Origin of the sequence: Chondromyces apiculatus DSM 436 (assembly GCF_000601485.1) — a bacterium.
In the GTDB taxonomy this organism is placed as follows: Bacteria; Myxococcota_A; Polyangia; order Polyangiales; family Polyangiaceae; genus Chondromyces; species Chondromyces apiculatus.
Map to the genome: position 1 here is coordinate 13,990 of NZ_ASRX01000004.1, position 18,177 is coordinate 32,166.

Here is an 18,177-nt window from a genome sequence, read left to right on the forward strand (position 1 = left end):
TGGGGGCCTCAGGGCGCTGGACGCACCTGAGGACCGGAAGAGGCAGGCGTCCCCTCCCCCGCCGGGAGCTGCAGCTCTGTCTCGGCCAGCCAGCGCCCGTACTCGCGCTCCAGGAACCGGTTCCCCTTCAGCGCAGCCTGCAGCTCCTCGCGCGCCTGCTGGTACAGCGCCATCCGCACGCCGGGGTCGCGGGCCCCGCGCGCCCGGAGCACGAGGAGCGAGCCCTGGAGGGCACGGTAGGCGGGCATGGTCGGGGTCAGCTCCAGGGCGGCGCGGATGCGCTGGAGGCCCTCGGCGATGTCCCCGTCGGCGCGGCCACCGGGGCGCGAGAGCTCGGCGCGGTCGCGGTGGAGGGAGGCGAGGGTCGCCAGGGGGCGCGCGCTCCGGGGGTTCAGGGCGTGGGCCTTGCTCAGGGCGTCGTGCGCGGCCTGGAAGGGGCGGCGCGGGTTGCGGCCAGAGCTGGCGGCAGCCCAGGCGGTGGCGCGCTCCAGCGCGGCCAGGGTGAAGAGCGTCTCGCCGTCGGTGGGCGAGGGGTCGAGGGCCGTGGCGAGGGTCGTGGCGAGGGCTTGCCGCCCGGCGCGCAAGGCCTGGGCCGGGTCCTCGCCGCGGGCGAGCTGCACCCGGGCAAGGAGGGCGCGGGCGGTGGCGAGGCCGCGCCTGGCCTCCACGTCGGAAGGGCTCAGATGCAGCGCGGCCTCGAAGGCGCCGATGGCCCTGTCGAGCGTGCCGCGCGCGTCGCCCGGGCCGCGCGTGTCGCCGCCCGAGGTGAGGATGTGGCTGGCCAGGAGGGTGAAGGCGAGGCCCTGGTTGTTGTGGGAGGCGACGTGCTCGGGCCGCATGGCGAGGGCCGCTTCGGCGTAGGCGAGGGCGCGGTTCAGGGTCGGCACCGGGTCGACGCCGTGCTCCATCTCGTGCATGGCGCGCTGGGCGTAGAACCAGGTCTGGTTGGCGCGCGGGGTCGGGTCGCCAGGGCTGAGGGCGATGGCGCGATCGAGGTGGTGCGCGCTCTCGGAGAAGTGCCGCAGGGGGTCGAAGCCGCGCTCCGCGGCGCGCTCGCCGAGGAGTCCGAGGGCGATGCCGATGTCGTTGTGGGCCCAGCCGTAGTTCGGGTCCATCTCGATCGCGCGCCGGTTGCTCTCCACGGCGCGGCCGAGGGCCTCGTCCGTGTCGAGGCCGATGCCCGCCTCGTACTGGGCGCGCAGCCAGCAGGCGGCGCCGATGGAGTTGTACGCGAGCGGGTCGGGGCCTCCCCACTGCATCGCCTGCTCGGCGTCCTTCATGGCGCTCTGCAGAGCGGCACGCGGGTCCTCGCCCTGGCGGTACAGGCTCCAGCCGTGGTGAATGTGGGCCCACGCCTTGTTGGCAGCGGCGGCGGCGCGCCGGGGCTCGGCGGTGAGGGACTGGTTGCACGCCTGGATGGCCTGCTCGTAGGCTCCCCGCAGGTCGGCGCCGCGGTGACTGTCGATGCGCATCACCCCGAGCCACGCCTCGGCCTGCGCGTCGTAGATGGCCGGGTCGCTGGTGGCCATGGCCGAGGCCTCTCCGTAGTGGGCGATGGCGCGGTGCAGGTCGAGGAGCGCTTGCTCGTGCTCGCCGCGCTCCTCGGCCAGCACAGCGCGTCCCCGGAGCGCGTCGCCCTGGATGACGCGGGCCTCGTAGCTCCAGGGCTCCACCACCACGGCGCGCTTCCCCTCCACGTAAGCGTCGTCGAGGCGCCCCTCGTGCAGGGCGAGCACGGCCGCGGCGTAGGGCATGGCCGCCCGCGCGCCTGCCACGCTGCTGCGGAGGTAGCGCAGCGCCGGTTCGAGGTGCTCCCGGGCCATCTCGGCCTGCTGGGCCTCCTGCGCCTCGCGGCTGGGGAGGCGGCGGGCCTTGTCGAGCGCGCGCAGGTAGAGCATGCCCCGCGCGCGCCCCGCCGCGAAGGTGGCGTCCGGGGTGTCGTAGCCCTGCACGAGCGCGAGCTCCAGGTGGCGGACCGCCTCCTCGATGGCGCCGAGCGCCAGGAAGCCGCGGCCGAGGGCATAATGGCCGGGCCCCTCCGCGAGCGCGCCGAGCCGCTCTCCGGAGGCCGCGATGCGCCGCTCGAGATCCTCCAGCCGGGCGTGGATCACCGCCTTCTCGCGGGTGGTGTCGTGGAGCGGCAGCGCGTAGGCGTAGCGCATGAACAGCTCCATCTCCTTCACGTCCTGACCGATCTCCTGCGCGAGCGCCGCCACCTCCTCGGCGCGGCGCACCTGCTCGGCGGCGCTGATCCGGGAGCGCATGAGCACCGCGCCCGCCGCGCCCAGGGCCACCAGCGCGGCGAGGCTCAGGGACAGCACGATCCGGTGCTTGCGCGCCTTGCTCCAGGCCACGTACAGGAAGCTCGCGCGCCGGGCCCGCACCGGGTCGCCGTCGAGGTAGCGCTGGAGATCTTCGGCGAGCGCCCTGGCCGAGTCGTAGCGGCGGTGGGGCTCCTTCTCCAGGCACTTGAGGGTGATGGTCTCCAAGTCGGCCGGGGCCCGGCGATCGATGTCCCGCACGGGGCGGGGCTGCTCCGTCCTCACCCTCCAGATCACGTCGAGGGGCGGCAGGCCCGAGAACGGAGGCTCGCCGACCAGGGCCTCGTAGAGCGTGGCGCCGAGGCCGTACACGTCCGTGCGGCGATCGAGCTGGCGGAGATCGCCAGCCACCTGCTCCGGCGACATGTAGCAGGGCGTCCCTTCCACGCTGAAGATGGTGCTGTCCTGGCCCTTGATCTCACGCGCCAGGCCGAAGTCGACGAGGTACGGGGTGAGGGTCCCCGTCTGCGAGCGCTCGACCAGGATGTTCCCCGACTTCACGTCGCGGTGGATCAGCCCGGTGCGGTGGCCCTCGTGCAGGCCCTCGGCGACGTCCCGGATCACCTTGACCCGCTGCTCCAGCGACATGGCGCGCATGGCGTCGCCGAACGGCTCGCCCTGGATGAGCTGCATGGCGATGTAGGGGTGACCGGCCACCTCGCCCACCTCGTAGACCTTGCACACGTTGGGGTGGTCGATGCGCGCCTGCGCCTGCGCTTCACGGAAGAAGTGCTCGACGAGGCCCACGTCGTGGCTGCGCAAAAACTTGAGCGCGATGAGCCGGTTGAGGCGCGGATCGCGGGCCTTGTACACCGCGCCCATCCCCCCCTCGCCGACCATGCCCATCACCTCGTACCGATCCCAGTTGGCCACCGCCAGCTCGGTCGATCGGCGGCTCGACACGGCGTTCATGCGGGCCGCGCTCTCCGGCGCTCCGTCCTGCGCGCGGTCCGCCGGGATGGTCGCCGCGTGCGGGATGTCGAGCAGCGACGGGCGGTCGCTGAAGGGCGACGGGACGGACGAGATGGTGTCGCAGTCGCCACCGCTCTCGCACGGCGACGGAAGCGAGGAGCCATGGCCCGAGGCGAAGGCGCACACGCTATCGCCCCTGGGCAGGCCCGCACCCCTGCGCAGGGATGGCTGGGGAAGAGAGGACGTGGCTGCGGCGGTCAGATCAGGGTCGGTGGGTAACACGTGGACCGATCGTTTGGCTTGCGAATGAGCGTGCGTGCGAACGAGCGTGCGAACGAGCGTGCGTGCGAACGTCGAGAAGAGGTTGCCCCAGAACCCGCCCTCCTGCACCCGAGAATCGTCACGTTCGCTCGGGCGAGGCGTCCAGCACGCCCTGATCGGAGCTGCGCAGCGAGACGAGGACGGAAACCTCTCCTACTGCGCGGGCAGGTAGAGCTTCACGTCGTCGAACGCGGCAGTTCCCTCGTAGTAATTGATGTGGGGATCGCCGAAGAAGAAATGGTCGGGGTAGCCCACGTCCGCGGGCCACGCCTCGAACGTGCGGCTGCCGAGCTTCACGGTCTCCCGCATCGGGGGCGCTCCCAGCTCGCCCGGCGTCTGGTTGTAATGCCAGGTGGGAGGGTCGTCGCGGAACCGCCGCCGCGCCACGTACGTGGTGTCCCCGCCGTGGTGAAACCGCCCGCTGACCGCGAGGGTATACGCCTCACCGTCGCGCTCCACGACGAAGGTGTAGGCCTCGCCGTCCAGGTACTTGTCCACGAACACCGCGCCTTCCTGGAACCCGGAAGGCGTGAACGAGATGAACTCGTTTCCCGTCCAGGGGGATCCGAAGGCGCGCCCGTCCAGAAAGATCATGCTCACGTAGTGAGAGCCATCCGGCTCGGCACGTTTCGTGTGCGGGTTCCACACGGCCGACCAGGCGGGAATGTTGTTGTCGGTGTCCATCACGACCTTCCGGTGGTGGTGGATGAACACGTTGTTGTGAGGCGCAGGGCGGGCGTAGTCGGTGATGCACAGGAAGTAGACACCGTTGTCCGTGATCGCCGGGAGCGGGATGGGCGTCGAGGTCCGAAAGCGCCACGGATCGCCGATCTCGTCACCGTCGTATCCATTGAGCTTGGACCCGTCGGGCGAGAGCCAGCCACCCGGCCCGGCCCCCCCGAAGCGAATGCCAGAGACCGTGACCTCCACCCGGTAACGGGCTGGCAAAGGCCGCGTGGAACGGAGAATGGCGCCGTCGTGATGGCGCTTCGACACGAGGTGGGCCTTGCCGCCCTCGCTGGTGAAGCGGCCACCGCTCTCGGGGACGCCGTCGCAGTTCTGGTCCCGCCCATACAGCTCGACGGTCAGCCAGCCATCGCGACCATGGGTGAACGACTTGCGAAACGCGCGGAAGCTGCGGAGCCCCGCGCGAAACAGCTCCCCCCCCGCCTCGGCGAAGAACGCGCCGTCTTCGTCGAAGTCGTCGACGTGCCAGGGGCTCTTCGGCCCGTACGTGTCCTCGGTCCACGCTTCCGGCTCGGCGAAGGGAGCCTCGAACGTCTCGTGGTACGCAAGCTGAAGACCCGCCGCCGGAGGTGGCAGCGCCGGAGCGCGTGGCGGCTGCGTGGTGGATCCCTGCGAGGCAGGCGCCGACGCAGCGGTCGTTGCGGTGGACACGCCGCCCTTCACGCCTGTCCCTTCCACCGAGGCTTCGTCTGCAGTCCCCCGGGCTCCAGGAGCTGGTGTGGGGGAAGCCGCTGGCGCCCCCGCGCACGCGAGCAGAAAGGAAGCGGCGACGGGGACGACCATCCGGCTGCGCGAGGGGTTCATCCCTCCTGGTTACCCCACCCCGTGCAGCGGTGGCATCTGCTCCGTGCCCGTCCGTGCCCGTCCGTGCTCGAAGGCATCGATGACGATGGGTTTGGGCGGGTGCTGCTCGACACCAGCCCAGGATTTCAGCCGTTCGGGTTCGCAGGCGGGCTGTACGATCCGGAGACGGACCTCGTCAGGTTCGGCGCGCGTGACGACGACGCAGATATCGGGAGGTGAAACGCAAAAGATTCGTTGCTGTTCGATGGAGGGGACTCGAATCTGTATGCCTACGCGCTTGGAGATCCGGTCAATGGCGCAGACCATTCGGGAACGTTGCCACCGCTATCCCTCTTGTGAGTGCCGAGCTGGTCTTCATCGGCCTGCGCCATGTCGGTGGTTTTACGGGCTCAATCGCTGTGGATCTCTGCGAGACCATCTGGCGAAGCTTCAATGACCTGTGTCCGGAGGGATGGCCAGCATCGATCGGCGGTTCGTGAGTGTCCGAGGGAAGCCGATCGGGCGGCGACGATTAGCAGCCAGGGTCACCAGTTTCTCCGTATCGAAACGCCCAATCACAAGGGAGAGATTACGTAGAGGGCTAGTTCTCGAAGGCGATCAGGTCCATCTTCAGTCCATCCGCGCCGCGGCTCTCGGGCGTTTCCCCTTCGCCACCGCGCCCGGACTCTCCGCCGTAGAGGATCAACCCCTCCGTCGAAGGCGCCGCGCCGAAGTACGCGATCCCGAAGCTGTGCCCCCCGGAGCCTCCGCCGCCCTTTCCTCCGGTCCCTCCCTTGCCGCCCGTGCCGCCTGCACACCCGTCGTTGAGCGCCGCCGTTGCCCCTTTCGAGCCTCCCGCGCCCCCGGGTCCACCGACGCCGCCTTCCTGCCCGGGACCTCCGACGCCCCCCGGGCCGCCGCGCCCCGAAGCGACCACCGCGCCATCGAAGAAGAACGAGGCCCCGAGGCTGATGAGCGCGATGCTGGACCCACCCGCCCCGCCGCCGCGCCCGCCGCGTCCCCCGCAGCCCCCGGCCCCGCCGCTACCGCCGCTCGCCCCTCCTGCGGTGGCCTGCATCGCGCATTTCCCCGCACCAATGCCGCCCTTGGCCCCGCCGCCGCCGCCCCCGCCCTGCGCCTTGGCCCCGCGCCCACCTTCATCTCCCGAGGCGCCCGTGAAGCCCTCGCTGGTCAGCACACCGATGCTGGTCGCGCCCGCGCCAGGCGCCCCTGCGGTGCCGTCGCTCCCCAGCTTGCCGACCTTGCAGACCACGGTGTTCTCTCCCTGCCCGCCATTGTCGTTCTCGTCGCCGCCTGGCGATCCGGCCGATCCGTCTCCCGCCATCGTCATGGTGCCGATGCCCCCCAGTCCCCCGATCGAGTCGTCGGAGAAGTCGTCGGGCGTCCCACCGCAGTCGTTCACAGCGCCCAGCCCACCGACCACCACTGCCTTGGAGCATGCCTCTGCTCCGGGGAGCCCCTCGGGTCCCCCGGCGCCAGGCTCGGTGTAGGGCTCACCATCGAGCCCCGGCGCCGCCGCGTGCGCTTCGATCAGGCACCGGAGGATCTCCACTTGCCCCTCGGCCACGGCGGCGATCGTCGACATCCCCAGCAGGGCCGGGTCCTCGACGTCGATCAGCGACATCGCGTCGACGTCCTCCATCCGCGCTGGCCCTTCGATCCCCGAGATCCGCAGCGGGATCTGCCCGGGCGCCGCGGTGATGGTGGTCCGCACCGAGCCAGGCGCGTAGGTCCACCCGTAGTGGCAATCGAGGCTGCCGTAGAGAGTCACCTTCCCCGGCAGGGTCACCGGACCGACAAACACCTCGCCGCAGGCGTACACCAACCCCGTACCCTCCTGGGCCTTCGCGATCGCGGCTCCCAGCGTCTGCAGGGGCTTGTCGGGGGTCCCGTCACCACCGTCGTCTCCGAGGCTGCTCGACACGAACACCCCGCACCGAGACTCCACACCCCAGCCGCTCTCCACGGGGACACAGCCGTCCGGAGGGAGACCCCCATTCCCACTGCCCGTGACGCCCTCCGGCGCGCAGGTCTGCGAGAGGGCGCAGTCCGAGCTGCACCCCGGCGTGGCCATGACCAGGCCGAGCGCCACGCCCACGATCCTCGCCACGTCGATCCCTGCTGGCTTCCTCATCACCTTGCTCCCTCATTGCGTTCCAGCGGCGAGGGCGCGCGCCCTCTTGCCGCCGGCTTCAGAACGTCCCCTGCACGCCGATGCCGCTGCCCGCGACGTCCACCCAGGGCGCGAGCCGCACGGTCTCGCCAGCGCCAGGGCGCTTCCTGGGCGGCAGCAGCAGGAGCAGCGTGGTTCCCACCGCAGCACCGATACCGATGCCGTAACCGACCGCCGCCAGGGTGGTGAACGTATCGCGCGTGCTCACCGCATCCCCGAGCGCCTGGCAGGGCGCCGTGGCCTTCCGGTAGCAGGCCGACGGATCACCATCGCCCACCCGCAACGTCTCGGCCTCGCTGCTCGCCCCGTTCGCAGCCGCGGTCATGCCCACGCCGATGCCGAGCCCCAGCAGCGTCACGCCTCCACCGAGGAGGAGCGTACCGAGGCGCCAGACCTTCGCTTGCCGCGCGGCGCGCGCCTCGTCCTCCTCCGACACCGTCGCTGCGCCCTCGTTCTCCGGACTTCCCGCCGCGTCCGCGCCGGCCGCTTCTCCCGCCGCAAGGCCCACGCCGCCTCCCCCTGCCGCAGCCCCCTCCGGAGATGCCTCGGGGGCCGTCGGATCCACGAGCGTCAGGGTGACCACGCGCGCTTCACCCGGGTTCACGCCGACCTCGACCCGCCCATGGCGCATGTCCAGGTGCGCCTCCACCACCTGCCCACCAGCGTCCACGACGACGGGGTCGGCGAGGGGCGCCACGCCGACCGCAGTCCCGTTCACGAGCACCACGGCGCCGGCATCCACCTTGATCAAGAGCGCCCCCTTGCGCGCAGGCACCTGCGCAGACCTCTCAGCCGAGGAGGCCGGCGCCCCCTCCGAGGCTGACGCGGACCCTGGAGGCGGTGGTGCAGCAGGCGTTCCAGGGTCTGGAGAAGGGGAGGGCGGGGGGGCGGGGGACGAAGGCGCGCGCGGCGTTCCGGGAGCTGGATCCGCGGCGGCTGCACGCACGAACAGGCATCCACCGAGGATGCCGGTCGCCATGGTGAGTGCACGCATGGCGTTGACGCACGTCGAGTACCTGACAGGGCTCATGGCACGTTCCGCGCTCCGGACCTGCATGCCGGAGGATGAGTTGAAGGGGAATCGTTGCGGCGCTGGCGATTGCAATGCGCGCCGATTGCCCGGGACTCCGCGGACACTACCTACCCGGTACGAGAGATGGCAAGAGCATTGTCCTGCGGATCCAGGGCGATATGCAGGCATTTGCAACCTTACTCCATCCGCTTGGTTTTTGCCTCCCGGCACAATGAATTCGTGCCCAGGGCGGGCGGTTCCACAAGCGGCACCATGTGGCGCTCGCCAGTGACGAAAAAGGCACCTCGCTGGCAGGATCGTGGGATGACGGGTCCTCATGAGCCAAGGTATGGCTGGACTGCGTGAGCCTGGGTATCGCTCGGGTGAGCCCCGGTATGGCTGGCTCGCGTGAGCCCCGGTATGGCCGAGATATGGCCGAGAGGGGGTCCGCGGGCGCGCTGGGCTCGCTCTTTGTCGGGGGAGTGGAAGCGCCGCGGTCAGCGCGACTCGGGGGAGTGGAAGCGCCGCGGTCAGCGCGACCCGGGGGAGCGGGGGCGCCGCGGTCAGCGCGAGGGGTGAACGATCGCCACCGCGTCGAGATCGAAGCCCGCGGTGTCTGCGGCGCCGAAGTTCGAGATGTCCTTGATGCGGACGAAGCGCACCTCGTCGATGCCCAGCGCCTCGAGATCGAAGACGTCCCCGCCGGCCACCTCGGGGTTGTAGATGCCGTCGCCGGAGTCTGGCGTCCCCAGCACCGGGCGCCAGCCGGCGCACCCCTCGTAGGGATAAGCGTCTGCCTGGCACGAGAACGTCGTCCACGTCTCGCCATCGGCGCTCACGCTCACCTCGCCGAGCTCCTTGAAGACCTTCTCGGGATCGCCGCCGATGATGAAGGGGTTCTCGAAGACGATGAAATCGGGACCTGGCCCGTTCACGATGGTGTTGCCCCCGAAGCCCAGCGCGATCTCCCCGCCCTTGCCCAGCGAGAGCACGTCCAGGCTGCCGCTCGACGACGCGCCGCCGTGGGGCGGGCCGTAAACGATGTCCGGGTAGGCATCCATGCCGAAGCCGGCGCCGTCACCGGGGGTGAAGTCGAGGACGCAGGAAACCGTGCGGGTCGGCTCCGCGTCCGCGGGGCACGCTTCCTCGTCGACAGGGCCCGGTGCACCAGGATCACCGCCGCAGGCAGAGGTCAGGACGAGGGGCGACAGGGCGACGACGACGCGGAGACGGTGCACGCCGCGAGGCATAGCAGAGCGCCCACCCACGCTGAAGCCTCTCGGCAGTGGACCGCGCGACTGCGCGCCCGGGCGCGCGAGCGCGCGGTCCGGTTGACGACCGTCGGCGCGCACTGCAGCCTGCGATCGCCGCGATGAAGAGCAAGACCGAGTACTTCACCTTCGAGACGAAGAAAAAGCGCGAACTCGTCAACATCACCGAGCGCGTCGCCGCGGTGGTGGCGGCGAGCGGCATCCAGGAGGGGATGGTCCTGGTCAGCGCGATGCACATCACCGCCGGGGTGTTCGTCAACGATCACGAGCCGGGCCTGTGGGAAGACATCTGGGACTGGCTGCAGCACCTCGCGCCGGACGGCCCTGACTACCGCCACCACCGCACCGGCGAGGACAACGGCGACGCGCACCTCAAGTCCATCCTCGTGCATCACCAGGTCATCGTGCCCATCACCGCCGGCAAGCTGGATCTCGGCCCGTGGCAGCAGGTCTTCTACGCCGAGTTCGACGGGATGAGGCGGAAGCGCATGGTGGTGAAGGCCATGGGCGAGTGAGCCCGGGCGGGATCCGGTTGCGGAGCCGTGGATCGCTGCGGTAAGGCTCCAGGATGGATCCGTCCTCGTTCGCAGGCGATCGCGACGCAGCGCTCCGCGCTTCCGGCGGGACAGCCGGAGGCGCGCGCGATCTGGGTAGTGGACTGGGAGGTGGACTGGGGGGTGGACTGGGGGGTGGCCCGTCGCGTGACAGCGGCAGCGGTGGCCACCGCCCCACCGAAATCAACGCGCTGCTCGGGCGTGGCACCCACTTCGAGGGGAAGCTCTTCTTCGAGGGACGGGTGCGCATCGACGGAAGCTTCCGCGGCGAGATCCGGGGCGAGGACGTGCTCGTCATCGGCGAGGGAGCGATGGTGGTCGGCGAGATCCACGTCGGCACCTGCATCGTCACCGGCGGCGAGGTGCAAGCGAGCATCCGCGCCCGCGACGGCATCGAGCTTTACGCGCCCTCCCGGGTGACTGGCGCGCTGCACGCGCCGGCCATCTTCATCGACCGCGGGGTGCAGTTCGATGGCTCCTGCAAGATGGCCCCCCTCGAAGAACCAGCCACCGCCCTCCCGGCGGATGAAGGCCCCCGACCGGAGCTGTCCACCCTCCCCCTGATCGTTCCCGGCAAGCCCGCCGACGAGCCGGCCTGACGGCGCCCGACGGCGCCTGACGGTATCCGGGGGCATCCAGGCGTCCAGCAGACGACCGGCATCGCCCCTCTCGGGCGGGATCGTTGGAAAATCTGCAATAACGCGGGTATCGATTGCCACACTCCCCGCAACCCCTGGTACGCGCTCTCCGGGCTGCGTTACGCACCCGGCGATAAAGTGGCGCAATGCGCGAACGGAGCAGTTTTTTTTCGTCCTGAGGGGGGTGCGGCCTCATGGAAGCGAGGATACATGTAGGCAACGTGCTTAAGGCCGACCCGGCCTCGCACGTCAGGAGCCTCCCCCATGAAGCACCTCCGGACCGCATGGCTCGCGTCTCTGATGGCCCTCGCGCTCCTGCTCGGAGCGGGCACTGCGCGCGCGGATGACGAGTCCGAGCGGCTTGCAGCTCTGGGCAAGGCGCACACCTACACGGTCAAGACGACCGCGCCGATGTCGCCCATCGAGACGGGGGGAGCGGCCATCCTGGTGGATGCGCCCATCGAGGACGTGCGCAAGGTGGTCACCAACTACGGTGCCTACCAGAAGTTCCTGAAGCCCTTCGACCAGAGCCGCGTGCTCTCGAAGCGCAAGGGCGTGAGCGAGGTCTATCTGCAGGTCCCCGTCCTGCACGGCGCCGCGAACATCTGGGCGATCACCGAGATCGCCGCGCCGGTGAAGCGTGGGAACGAGGAGGTGATCGTCGGCAAGCTCAAGAAGGGCAACGTCGACGACTTCCGCGCCGTCTGGCGCTTGCGCTCCGCGGGGCCAGACAAGACGGTGCTCAAGCTGGAGTTGCTCGTGGACCCGGCGCTTCCCTTCGGCGCGTCGCTGGTGACCAAGGCCCTGGTCCATAGCGCTGCCAAGGGCGTGGGTGGCGTCAAGAAGCGGGCTGAAGAGGCGTACGCCAAGCGGCCCGGCGCGAAGAAGGCGGCCGAGGCCACGGCGAAGAACACGGCCCGCGCGGAGACCACCGAGGTCGCCAGCCAGACCCCCGCCGAGGCGAGGGGCCTCCCTGCGGGCGACGAGAAGGCTCTGGATTCAGCCGCGACCGTGGACGCCGCGGCGCACTGAGCTGGAGTAGCATGGGCCCGTGATGTACGGGCCTGACGAGATCGCGCGACGAGGGGCACCCCTGGGGGGGCTACCCGCTCACCCACCGACGAGCGTGTTACACACGCGAGCCGTGCAGCGTGACGCCCGTTCTCCCCTCCCACGCGGTGCAGATGACTGACCCGAATGCGTACGGCGCGCTGGTGGACGCCTGTCCGGACATGCTCTCCACCCACCAGGTCGACGGTAGCTTCCAGCTCGCCTCGGCCGCGTGCAAATCGGTGCTCGGATGGACGCCCGACCAGCTCGCCGGCAGGCGGCTCGCGGAGCTCGTCCACGCCGACGACCGCATCCGCTTCGACGAGCGCTGGCGCTGGGGGATCGCGCACGAAGAACACCTCACCGCCGTGCATTGCCGGCTGCAGTGCGCCGACGGAGACCACGTGTGGATCGAGCTGCGGCTGCGCGTGACACGCCCCCGCGCCACCTCCACGGAGGACCGTGGCGCGCACCGGCAGGTCCTCTGCATCGCGCGCCGGGTGACGGCCCACGTCCCCCCCGAGTTCGCCTACAGCCAGCCCGAAACGGTGGAGCACGCCGCCCGTCACCGCGACGTCCTCACCAGGATGATGCCGGGGATGATCTGGTACTGCGAGATGAACCCGGACGCGACGCTCCGGCCCGCCTCGTACATGAGCCGCTATCTCGAGCGCCTCACCGGCTTCACCCCGGAGCAGTGGGTCAACACCCCGGGCATGTGGGCGAGCTTGATCGACCCCACGCAGCGGGACTTCGTCCTCCAGAGGACGCGCGAGGTCCTCCAGGGGCACGGCTCCATGCCGCCCTACCGCATGCGGACCATGGAGGGCAGCTACCTCTGGCTGCAGTCGGAGCTGGTGGTCGAGCGCCTCTCCGACGGCACCCCCGTCACCATGTACGGGCTGTCCCTCGACGTGACCCGCTACAAGGAAGCCGAGGAGCACGTGGAGGAGCTGCTCCGCCGCGAGCGCGCGCTCCACGACCGCCTCGATGGCCTCGTGCAGAGCGTCCCCGGGGTGCTCTGGGAGCGCTGGCTGGGCGCCCCCGATCCCCCGCGGCCCTCCTTCGTGAGCGACAACCTGGAGCCCATGACCGGCCACTCCACCGAGGCGTGGTGCGCCTCCGACAATGGCTTCCTGGCCATGGCCCCCGAGCCCGAGCGCGCCCGGATCGCGGCGGCGTGGAGCGAGGTCATCGCCCGCGGCCACGGGGTGGTGCAGCACGGCATCCTCACCCGCGCCGGCGAGGAGCGGTGGCTGGAGCACCACGTCCGCGTCATGCCGGGCGACGACGAGGGCGTCCGCTGCGTGCGTGGCGTCACGCTCGACGTCAGCGAGCGCGTGCACCTCGAGGAGGAGAGCCTGCGCTTGCGCAGCGAGGTCGAGCACCAGGCGCGCCGCATCACCGAGCTGTCGGTCCCCTTCATCCCCCTCGGCGGCCGCCTCGCGATCCTGCCCCTCGTGGGCACCATCGACCCGGCCCGCGCCGAGACCCTGCTCACCACCCTCCTCGACGGGATCGCCGCCACGCGCACCGAGGTGGTGGTGATCGACATGACCGGCGTACCGACCCTGGATCACCACAGCATCGACGTGCTCGCGCGCGCCGCGCGCAGCGCCGGGCTCCTCGGCGCCCGCGTCGTCATCGCCGGCGTACGCCCCGAGGTGGCGCGGACCATGGTGCAGCTCGGCGTCTCCCTCGACGGCGTCGAGCTGAAGCGAAGCCTGAGCGGCGCCCTCGCCGCGTACTGGACCTGATCCGCGACGTCACCCGCACACCGAGCCCGCGCACCGAGCCCGCGCACCGAGCCCGTGCAGAGCTGCTGGTAACCCGCCACGAACTCACCTAGAAGCGCCGGAGGAGGAAATAGCCATGTCCATTGTCTTTTATTACGCGCCCATGTCCAACGCGTCCCGCGTCCACGCCTCGCTGGCGGAGCTCGGCGTCAAGCACGAGACGGTGCAGTACGACCTGCAGAAGGGGGAGCACAAGAACCCGGAGTTCCTGGCCCTCAACCCCAACGCCAAGGTGCCGACGGTCGTCATCGACGGCACGCCCGTCTTCGAGTCCGTGGCCATCCAGCTCGCCCTCGGGGAGCGCTACGGCGTCGAGAAGGGCGTGTGGCCCGAGGCGGGTACGCCCGAGCGGCTGAAGGCGACCACCTGGCTCGTGTGGGGCCAGGTCTCGCTCATGGGCACCATGTTCAAGTACATCAGCAACACGGCCGACTACGTCCCCGCGGCGCTGCACAGCGCCCCGCAGGCCGAGCAGGCCATGAAGGACATCCACGATCTCCTCGGCATCCTCGAAGGCCACCTCGCCAAGAACGCCTACCTCGCGGGCGAGCGCTTCACCCTCGCCGACCTCGATCTGGTGGGGTGTATGCAGTGGGCCATCTACATGTGCAAGCTCGACATGGCCGTCTACCCGAAGACCGCCGCCTGGGTGGCCAACGTCAGCGCGCGCCCCTCCATGAAGACCGAGGGCTGAGCCCGGCTCCACCCAGCGCTCCCTCTCGCCCCGCCTCCATCCTCGCGGCGCGCCTGCGCTCACCCCGCCCTGACCCGTCCTGTTCCTCTCCTGCGTGGGCCCCTTCGGGTCCATCGTGGGCCTCTTCGGGGCCATCGTGGGCCCCTTCTGGTCCATCTCCTGCACGCATGCCGCCTGGTCCATCTCCTGCATGCGCACCGCCTGGTCCATCTCCTGCATGCGCGCCGCCTGGTCCATCTCCTGCATACGACGCCCGCGCAGCCCCGCGTTGCCGCCGGCCCATTCCGTGCACACACCGCCGCCACCACAACCCGTGGTGGATCGGCGCCGATAGCGTCCCAGATATCGTAGATCGCATCGTCGATCGCCCTGACGGCCCCGCATTCGACGCGGTCCGCCTGCCCACCTTCCCACCCGATTCGTTTGCCTCTGGATCCATCGCCTCGCCGTGCGCGGCCGCTGCCGCGCTGGCTTTGAGCGCTTCCTGAAGCGCCGCTTTGCCGCCCAAATCGTGGCGTCAACCATTGCATCCTGGTCATCCAATCAGTAAAGCCTCGCGATGCAGTCGTCGTGGCTTCACGCGGACCTGCGTGATCCATGGCGCCAGCGAGCGCGTCCACGTGATTGAAGGACCCCTCCTCATCGTCCCCACCGAGCGCCACGTCGAGCTGGAGCTCTCCCGGCAGGAGACCCGGCTGGGCGCGGAGCGAGGTGCGGAGCGAGAGGCGGAGCGAGGCATGGATCGCGGCGCGCCGGTGCACGACGGACCCGTCCTCGCGCGGTGGCCCTTCCTCGCGGGGTGCCTCGCGCGGCTCCGGCCAGACCTCAGCATCGCCACCCCACACGCGAGCCGCCTCGCCACCCGCGTCGCGCTCGATGCGCTGCCGCCCGGCGGACTGCGCAAGCCCGAGGAGCCCGCCGCGCGCGTCGCGCTCGCCTTCACCTTCGACCGCGCCCTCGGCGGCCTGCGCCGCGCGGGCACCACGCCCGACGACCTGCGCGCCATCGGCTCTGCCTTCGCGGGCGCCATCGCCGACGTGCTCGAAGGCGCCGACGCGCAGCTCGAAGGGGCCGGCCTCGTCGATCCCCGCGGCGTGGGCGCCGTGCTGGCGCGCGCGCTGCGCGAGGCACCGAGGACCTTCCCGCTCCCCGCGTCCGTGACCGTGCGCGGCATCGCCGCCTGGGAGCTCGACGACCTCGCCTGGGTCGAGGCGCTCCACGCCGCCGTGCAGCGGCGCGGCGGCACCGGCGTCACCGTGGAGCTGCCCCAGATCCGCGGCCCCGAGGGCGACGCCACCGACCCCATCGCCGAGATGCTCGAACGCCGCTGGGCCTCGCTCACCGACGCTCCCGAGCTGTCCTGGACCGAGGCGCGCGCCGGCATGTCGGGCGCGGCCATCACCGCCCGCACCGCCGAGGGCGAAGCGCGCGCCGTCGCCTCGGAGGTCGCGCGGGCCCTCGCGCGCGGCGTCGCCCCGGAGCGGATCGCCGTCGTGGTCCCCACCCTGGACGACGCCGCCCTGGAGCCCCTCCGCGCCGCGCTGCACGACGCCGGCGTGCGCTTCCACGAGCCGCGCGGGCGCGCCGCCGCGAGCTGCCCGGACGGGCGCGCCGCGCTCTCGCTCCTCAAGCTCGCCCTCACCCCCGTCACCCGCGAGCAGACCATCGAGATCCTGCGCGCCCCCGGCCTCTCCACCACCCCCTGGACGGAGCGCGGCAACCCCCGCGAGGCCGCCCGGCGCGCCCAGCGCCTCGCCCACCGCCTCCGCGAGGTCCCTGTGGAGGTGGACCGCACCGGCAAGCTCCTCGTCGAGGCCCTGCGCAAGGTCGTCGAGGACCAGCAGGCCGAGCGCGCGACCCTCGCCCGCCGACGGGGCACGGCGCCTGCGGGTGCCGCGCTCCCCATCGCCGAGCCCGAGGCCGACCTCCCGCCCATCGCCCGGGCAGCGCGCGCCCCCAAGGTCGCCGACGACGACGACGAGAGCTGGATGCCCCACGCCCTCGAACGCCTCCTGCAGAGCGGCCGCCACCTCGGCGACGCCGAGACCCGCCCCGAGCTCTCCCGCCGCCTCCTCGCCCTCATGGACCAGCTCAAGCTCGGCGTCCCCGCCGCGGACGAGCTGCGCTCCATGCTCAAGGCCGAGCTGCGTGGCGGTCGCGGCGCCGGGGGCCTCCCCCAGATCGAAGGCGGCGCGCTCGCCATGGAGGCCATGGGCCAGGGCGCGCGGGCCGCGAAGATCATCCGCGAGATCTGCGAGGGCATCGCCCAGGCAGCGCGCGCCCTCGCTCACGAAGGCCGCCCCTGCACCGCGGCGGAGATGAGCGCCGAGCTGGATCGCGCCGCTGCCGAGATCGGCGTCTGCCCTCAGGGAGCGCCCGCGCGCGCCGGCGCCGTGCGCATCGATCTCCCCGGCGGCCTCGCTGGCCTCTGGCACGAGCTGGTCCTCGTCACCGGCCTGACCTCGCGCGCGTACAGCGGCTCCGCCGGCCCCGAAGACGTCCTCGTCGGCGAGCACCTCCGCGCCAAGCTCCCCGCCACCTGCCGCCCCCCCTCGGCGCGCGAGCGCCAGGGCTACCAGCGCGCCGAGCTGGCGTGGGTGGTCGCTGGCGCCCACCAGGTGGCCGTGAGCTACACCCGCGGCGACGAGAGCGAGCCCTCCGACCCCCACCCGCTCTTCCGCTGGGCCTCCGTGCGCGGCGCCCGCAAGCACGACGAGCCCGCCTCCCGCGTGGCGATGACCGCCTCCAAGCTCGGCCCCCGCGGCGCGGAGCTGATCGCGCTCGCCAGCGGCGCCCCGCCCACCACCGACGTCGCCGACCGCGCGCGCATCGAGCGGCTGCGCGCGGCCTTCTTCCTCGACCTGCGCGCCGAGGCCGACGACCACACCGGCCAGATCGCGCTCGGCGCCGACCCCGGCCTGCGCACGCAGCTCCAGGCAGCCGTCGGCGGCGGGAGGCCCGATCAACCCATCGCCGTGACCCACATCGAGCGCGCCGTCGGCTGCCACTTCGCGGCCTTCGCCCGCCGCGTCATGCGCGTGCGCCGCGTCGACGATCTCCTGGAGTCCGCCGACGCCCGCGAGCGCGGCACGATGATCCACCGCGCCCTCCAGGCCGCCTTCGAGGCCCTCCGGGAGCTGGGCCCCGACCGCGACCCCGAGGAGCAGCTCGCCAGGGCCCGCGCCGCGGCCGAGACCGCCCTCGGCGCCGGCACCGCGATGGCTCCCTTGCGCCAGGAGGCCATCGAGAAGGCCATCGCCGACGCGCTGCAGGTGGTCGTCCGGGCCATCGATGCCGGCGACCCGGTGCGCTTCTTCCTCGCCGAGCAGCGCTTCGGCGCCCGCGAGAACGACCCCTGGGGCGCGCTGGAGCTGGAAGACGACGAGGGCCGCGGCGAGAGCCTCTTCGTCGACGGCGCCATCGACCGCATCGACCGCAGCACCGACGGCCGCACGGCCCGGATCATCGACTACAAGACCGGCAAGCTCCCCGGAAAGAAGGAGCAGGAGAGGGCGCTCCAGCTCCCGCTCTACGCCGCCGTGGTGCGCCGCGCCCTGGGCGCCGAAGAGGTCAGGGCCCAGTACATCGCCGTCCGCCAGCGCGGCCTCGTGGAAGAGTCCCCCTCGAACCCCGACGCCCAGCGCGCCCTCGCCGAGCGGGCGCCCGACGCCGCCGAGACGGCCCGCAAGGCCGTGAAAGCCCTCTGGGCAGGCAACGTGGTCCCCAGGCCGAAGCAGGACGACATGTGCGCACGCTGCGACGCGCGGGACGTGTGCCGTCGCCCGGCGGTGATGCCCATCGACGAGGTCGCCGAGGAGCGCGGGTGACAGCCCGACCGGTCCGGACGCAAGGCGCTCTCCCACGACCCTGCCCACCTTCGGCCC

12 protein-coding genes are annotated in these 18,177 nt (G+C 71.6%); 7 read left to right on the plus strand and 5 right to left on the minus strand.

Annotation, left to right across the window (positions count from 1 at the left end):
* Positions 1-8 precede the first annotated feature (8 nt).
* A complete protein-coding gene (locus CAP_RS02950) occupies positions 9-3,419 on the minus strand; it encodes a protein kinase domain-containing protein (RefSeq protein ID WP_052374027.1) in 3,411 nt (1,136 codons plus the stop codon).
* 288 nt (positions 3,420-3,707) lie between these two features.
* Positions 3,708-5,105, minus strand: a complete 1,398-nt coding sequence (locus CAP_RS02955; RefSeq protein ID WP_231511053.1) for a hypothetical protein — start codon at positions 5,103-5,105, stop codon at positions 3,708-3,710.
* Positions 5,106-5,168: 63 nt separating this feature from the next.
* Here CAP_RS02955 and CAP_RS49780 point away from each other — a divergent pair, with 63 nt between their 5' ends.
* On the plus strand, positions 5,169-5,324 hold the full coding sequence (locus CAP_RS49780) for an RHS repeat-associated core domain-containing protein (RefSeq protein WP_156040443.1): 156 nt from the start codon (positions 5,169-5,171) through the stop codon (positions 5,322-5,324).
* Between the two features lie 361 nt (positions 5,325-5,685).
* On the opposite strand, the gene CAP_RS54820 is transcribed toward CAP_RS49780, so the two are convergent.
* From CAP_RS54820 to CAP_RS02970, 3 genes are all read right to left on the minus strand, one after another.
* Positions 5,686-7,239, minus strand: coding sequence for a hypothetical protein (locus CAP_RS54820; RefSeq protein ID WP_044235851.1), 1,554 nt, complete (start codon positions 7,237-7,239; stop codon positions 5,686-5,688).
* Positions 7,240-7,297: 58 nt separating this feature from the next.
* A complete protein-coding gene (locus CAP_RS02965) occupies positions 7,298-8,053 on the minus strand; it encodes a hypothetical protein (RefSeq protein WP_044235852.1) in 756 nt (251 codons plus the stop codon).
* 800 nt (positions 8,054-8,853) lie between these two features.
* Positions 8,854-9,528 (minus strand): cell surface protein, encoded by a 675-nt coding sequence (locus CAP_RS02970; protein ID WP_197040971.1) that lies wholly within the window; start codon positions 9,526-9,528, stop codon positions 8,854-8,856.
* A gap of 134 nt (positions 9,529-9,662) precedes the next feature.
* Here CAP_RS02970 and CAP_RS02975 point away from each other — a divergent pair, with 134 nt between their 5' ends.
* From CAP_RS02975 to CAP_RS03000, 6 genes are all read left to right on the plus strand, one after another.
* The gene (locus CAP_RS02975) at positions 9,663-10,076 is read left to right on the plus strand and encodes a secondary thiamine-phosphate synthase enzyme YjbQ (RefSeq protein WP_044235856.1); all 414 of its coding nucleotides are present in this window, start codon (positions 9,663-9,665) and stop codon (positions 10,074-10,076) included.
* A gap of 53 nt (positions 10,077-10,129) precedes the next feature.
* Positions 10,130-10,714 carry a bactofilin family protein gene (locus tag CAP_RS02980; protein WP_081864510.1) on the plus strand — a complete coding sequence of 195 codons (585 nt, stop codon included), beginning with the start codon at positions 10,130-10,132 and terminating at the stop codon, positions 10,712-10,714.
* Between the two features lie 303 nt (positions 10,715-11,017).
* A complete protein-coding gene (locus CAP_RS02985) occupies positions 11,018-11,785 on the plus strand; it encodes an SRPBCC family protein (protein ID WP_044235858.1) in 768 nt (255 codons plus the stop codon).
* Positions 11,786-11,904: 119 nt separating this feature from the next.
* Positions 11,905-13,560, plus strand: a complete 1,656-nt coding sequence (locus CAP_RS43620) for a PAS domain-containing protein (protein ID WP_231511054.1) — start codon at positions 11,905-11,907, stop codon at positions 13,558-13,560.
* A gap of 115 nt (positions 13,561-13,675) precedes the next feature.
* Positions 13,676-14,293 (plus strand): glutathione S-transferase family protein, encoded by a 618-nt coding sequence (locus CAP_RS02995; RefSeq protein WP_044235860.1) that lies wholly within the window; start codon positions 13,676-13,678, stop codon positions 14,291-14,293.
* A gap of 620 nt (positions 14,294-14,913) precedes the next feature.
* Positions 14,914-18,120 carry a PD-(D/E)XK nuclease family protein gene (locus CAP_RS03000; protein WP_156040444.1) on the plus strand — a complete coding sequence of 1,069 codons (3,207 nt, stop codon included), beginning with the start codon at positions 14,914-14,916 and terminating at the stop codon, positions 18,118-18,120.
* Positions 18,121-18,177: the final 57 nt, after the last annotated feature.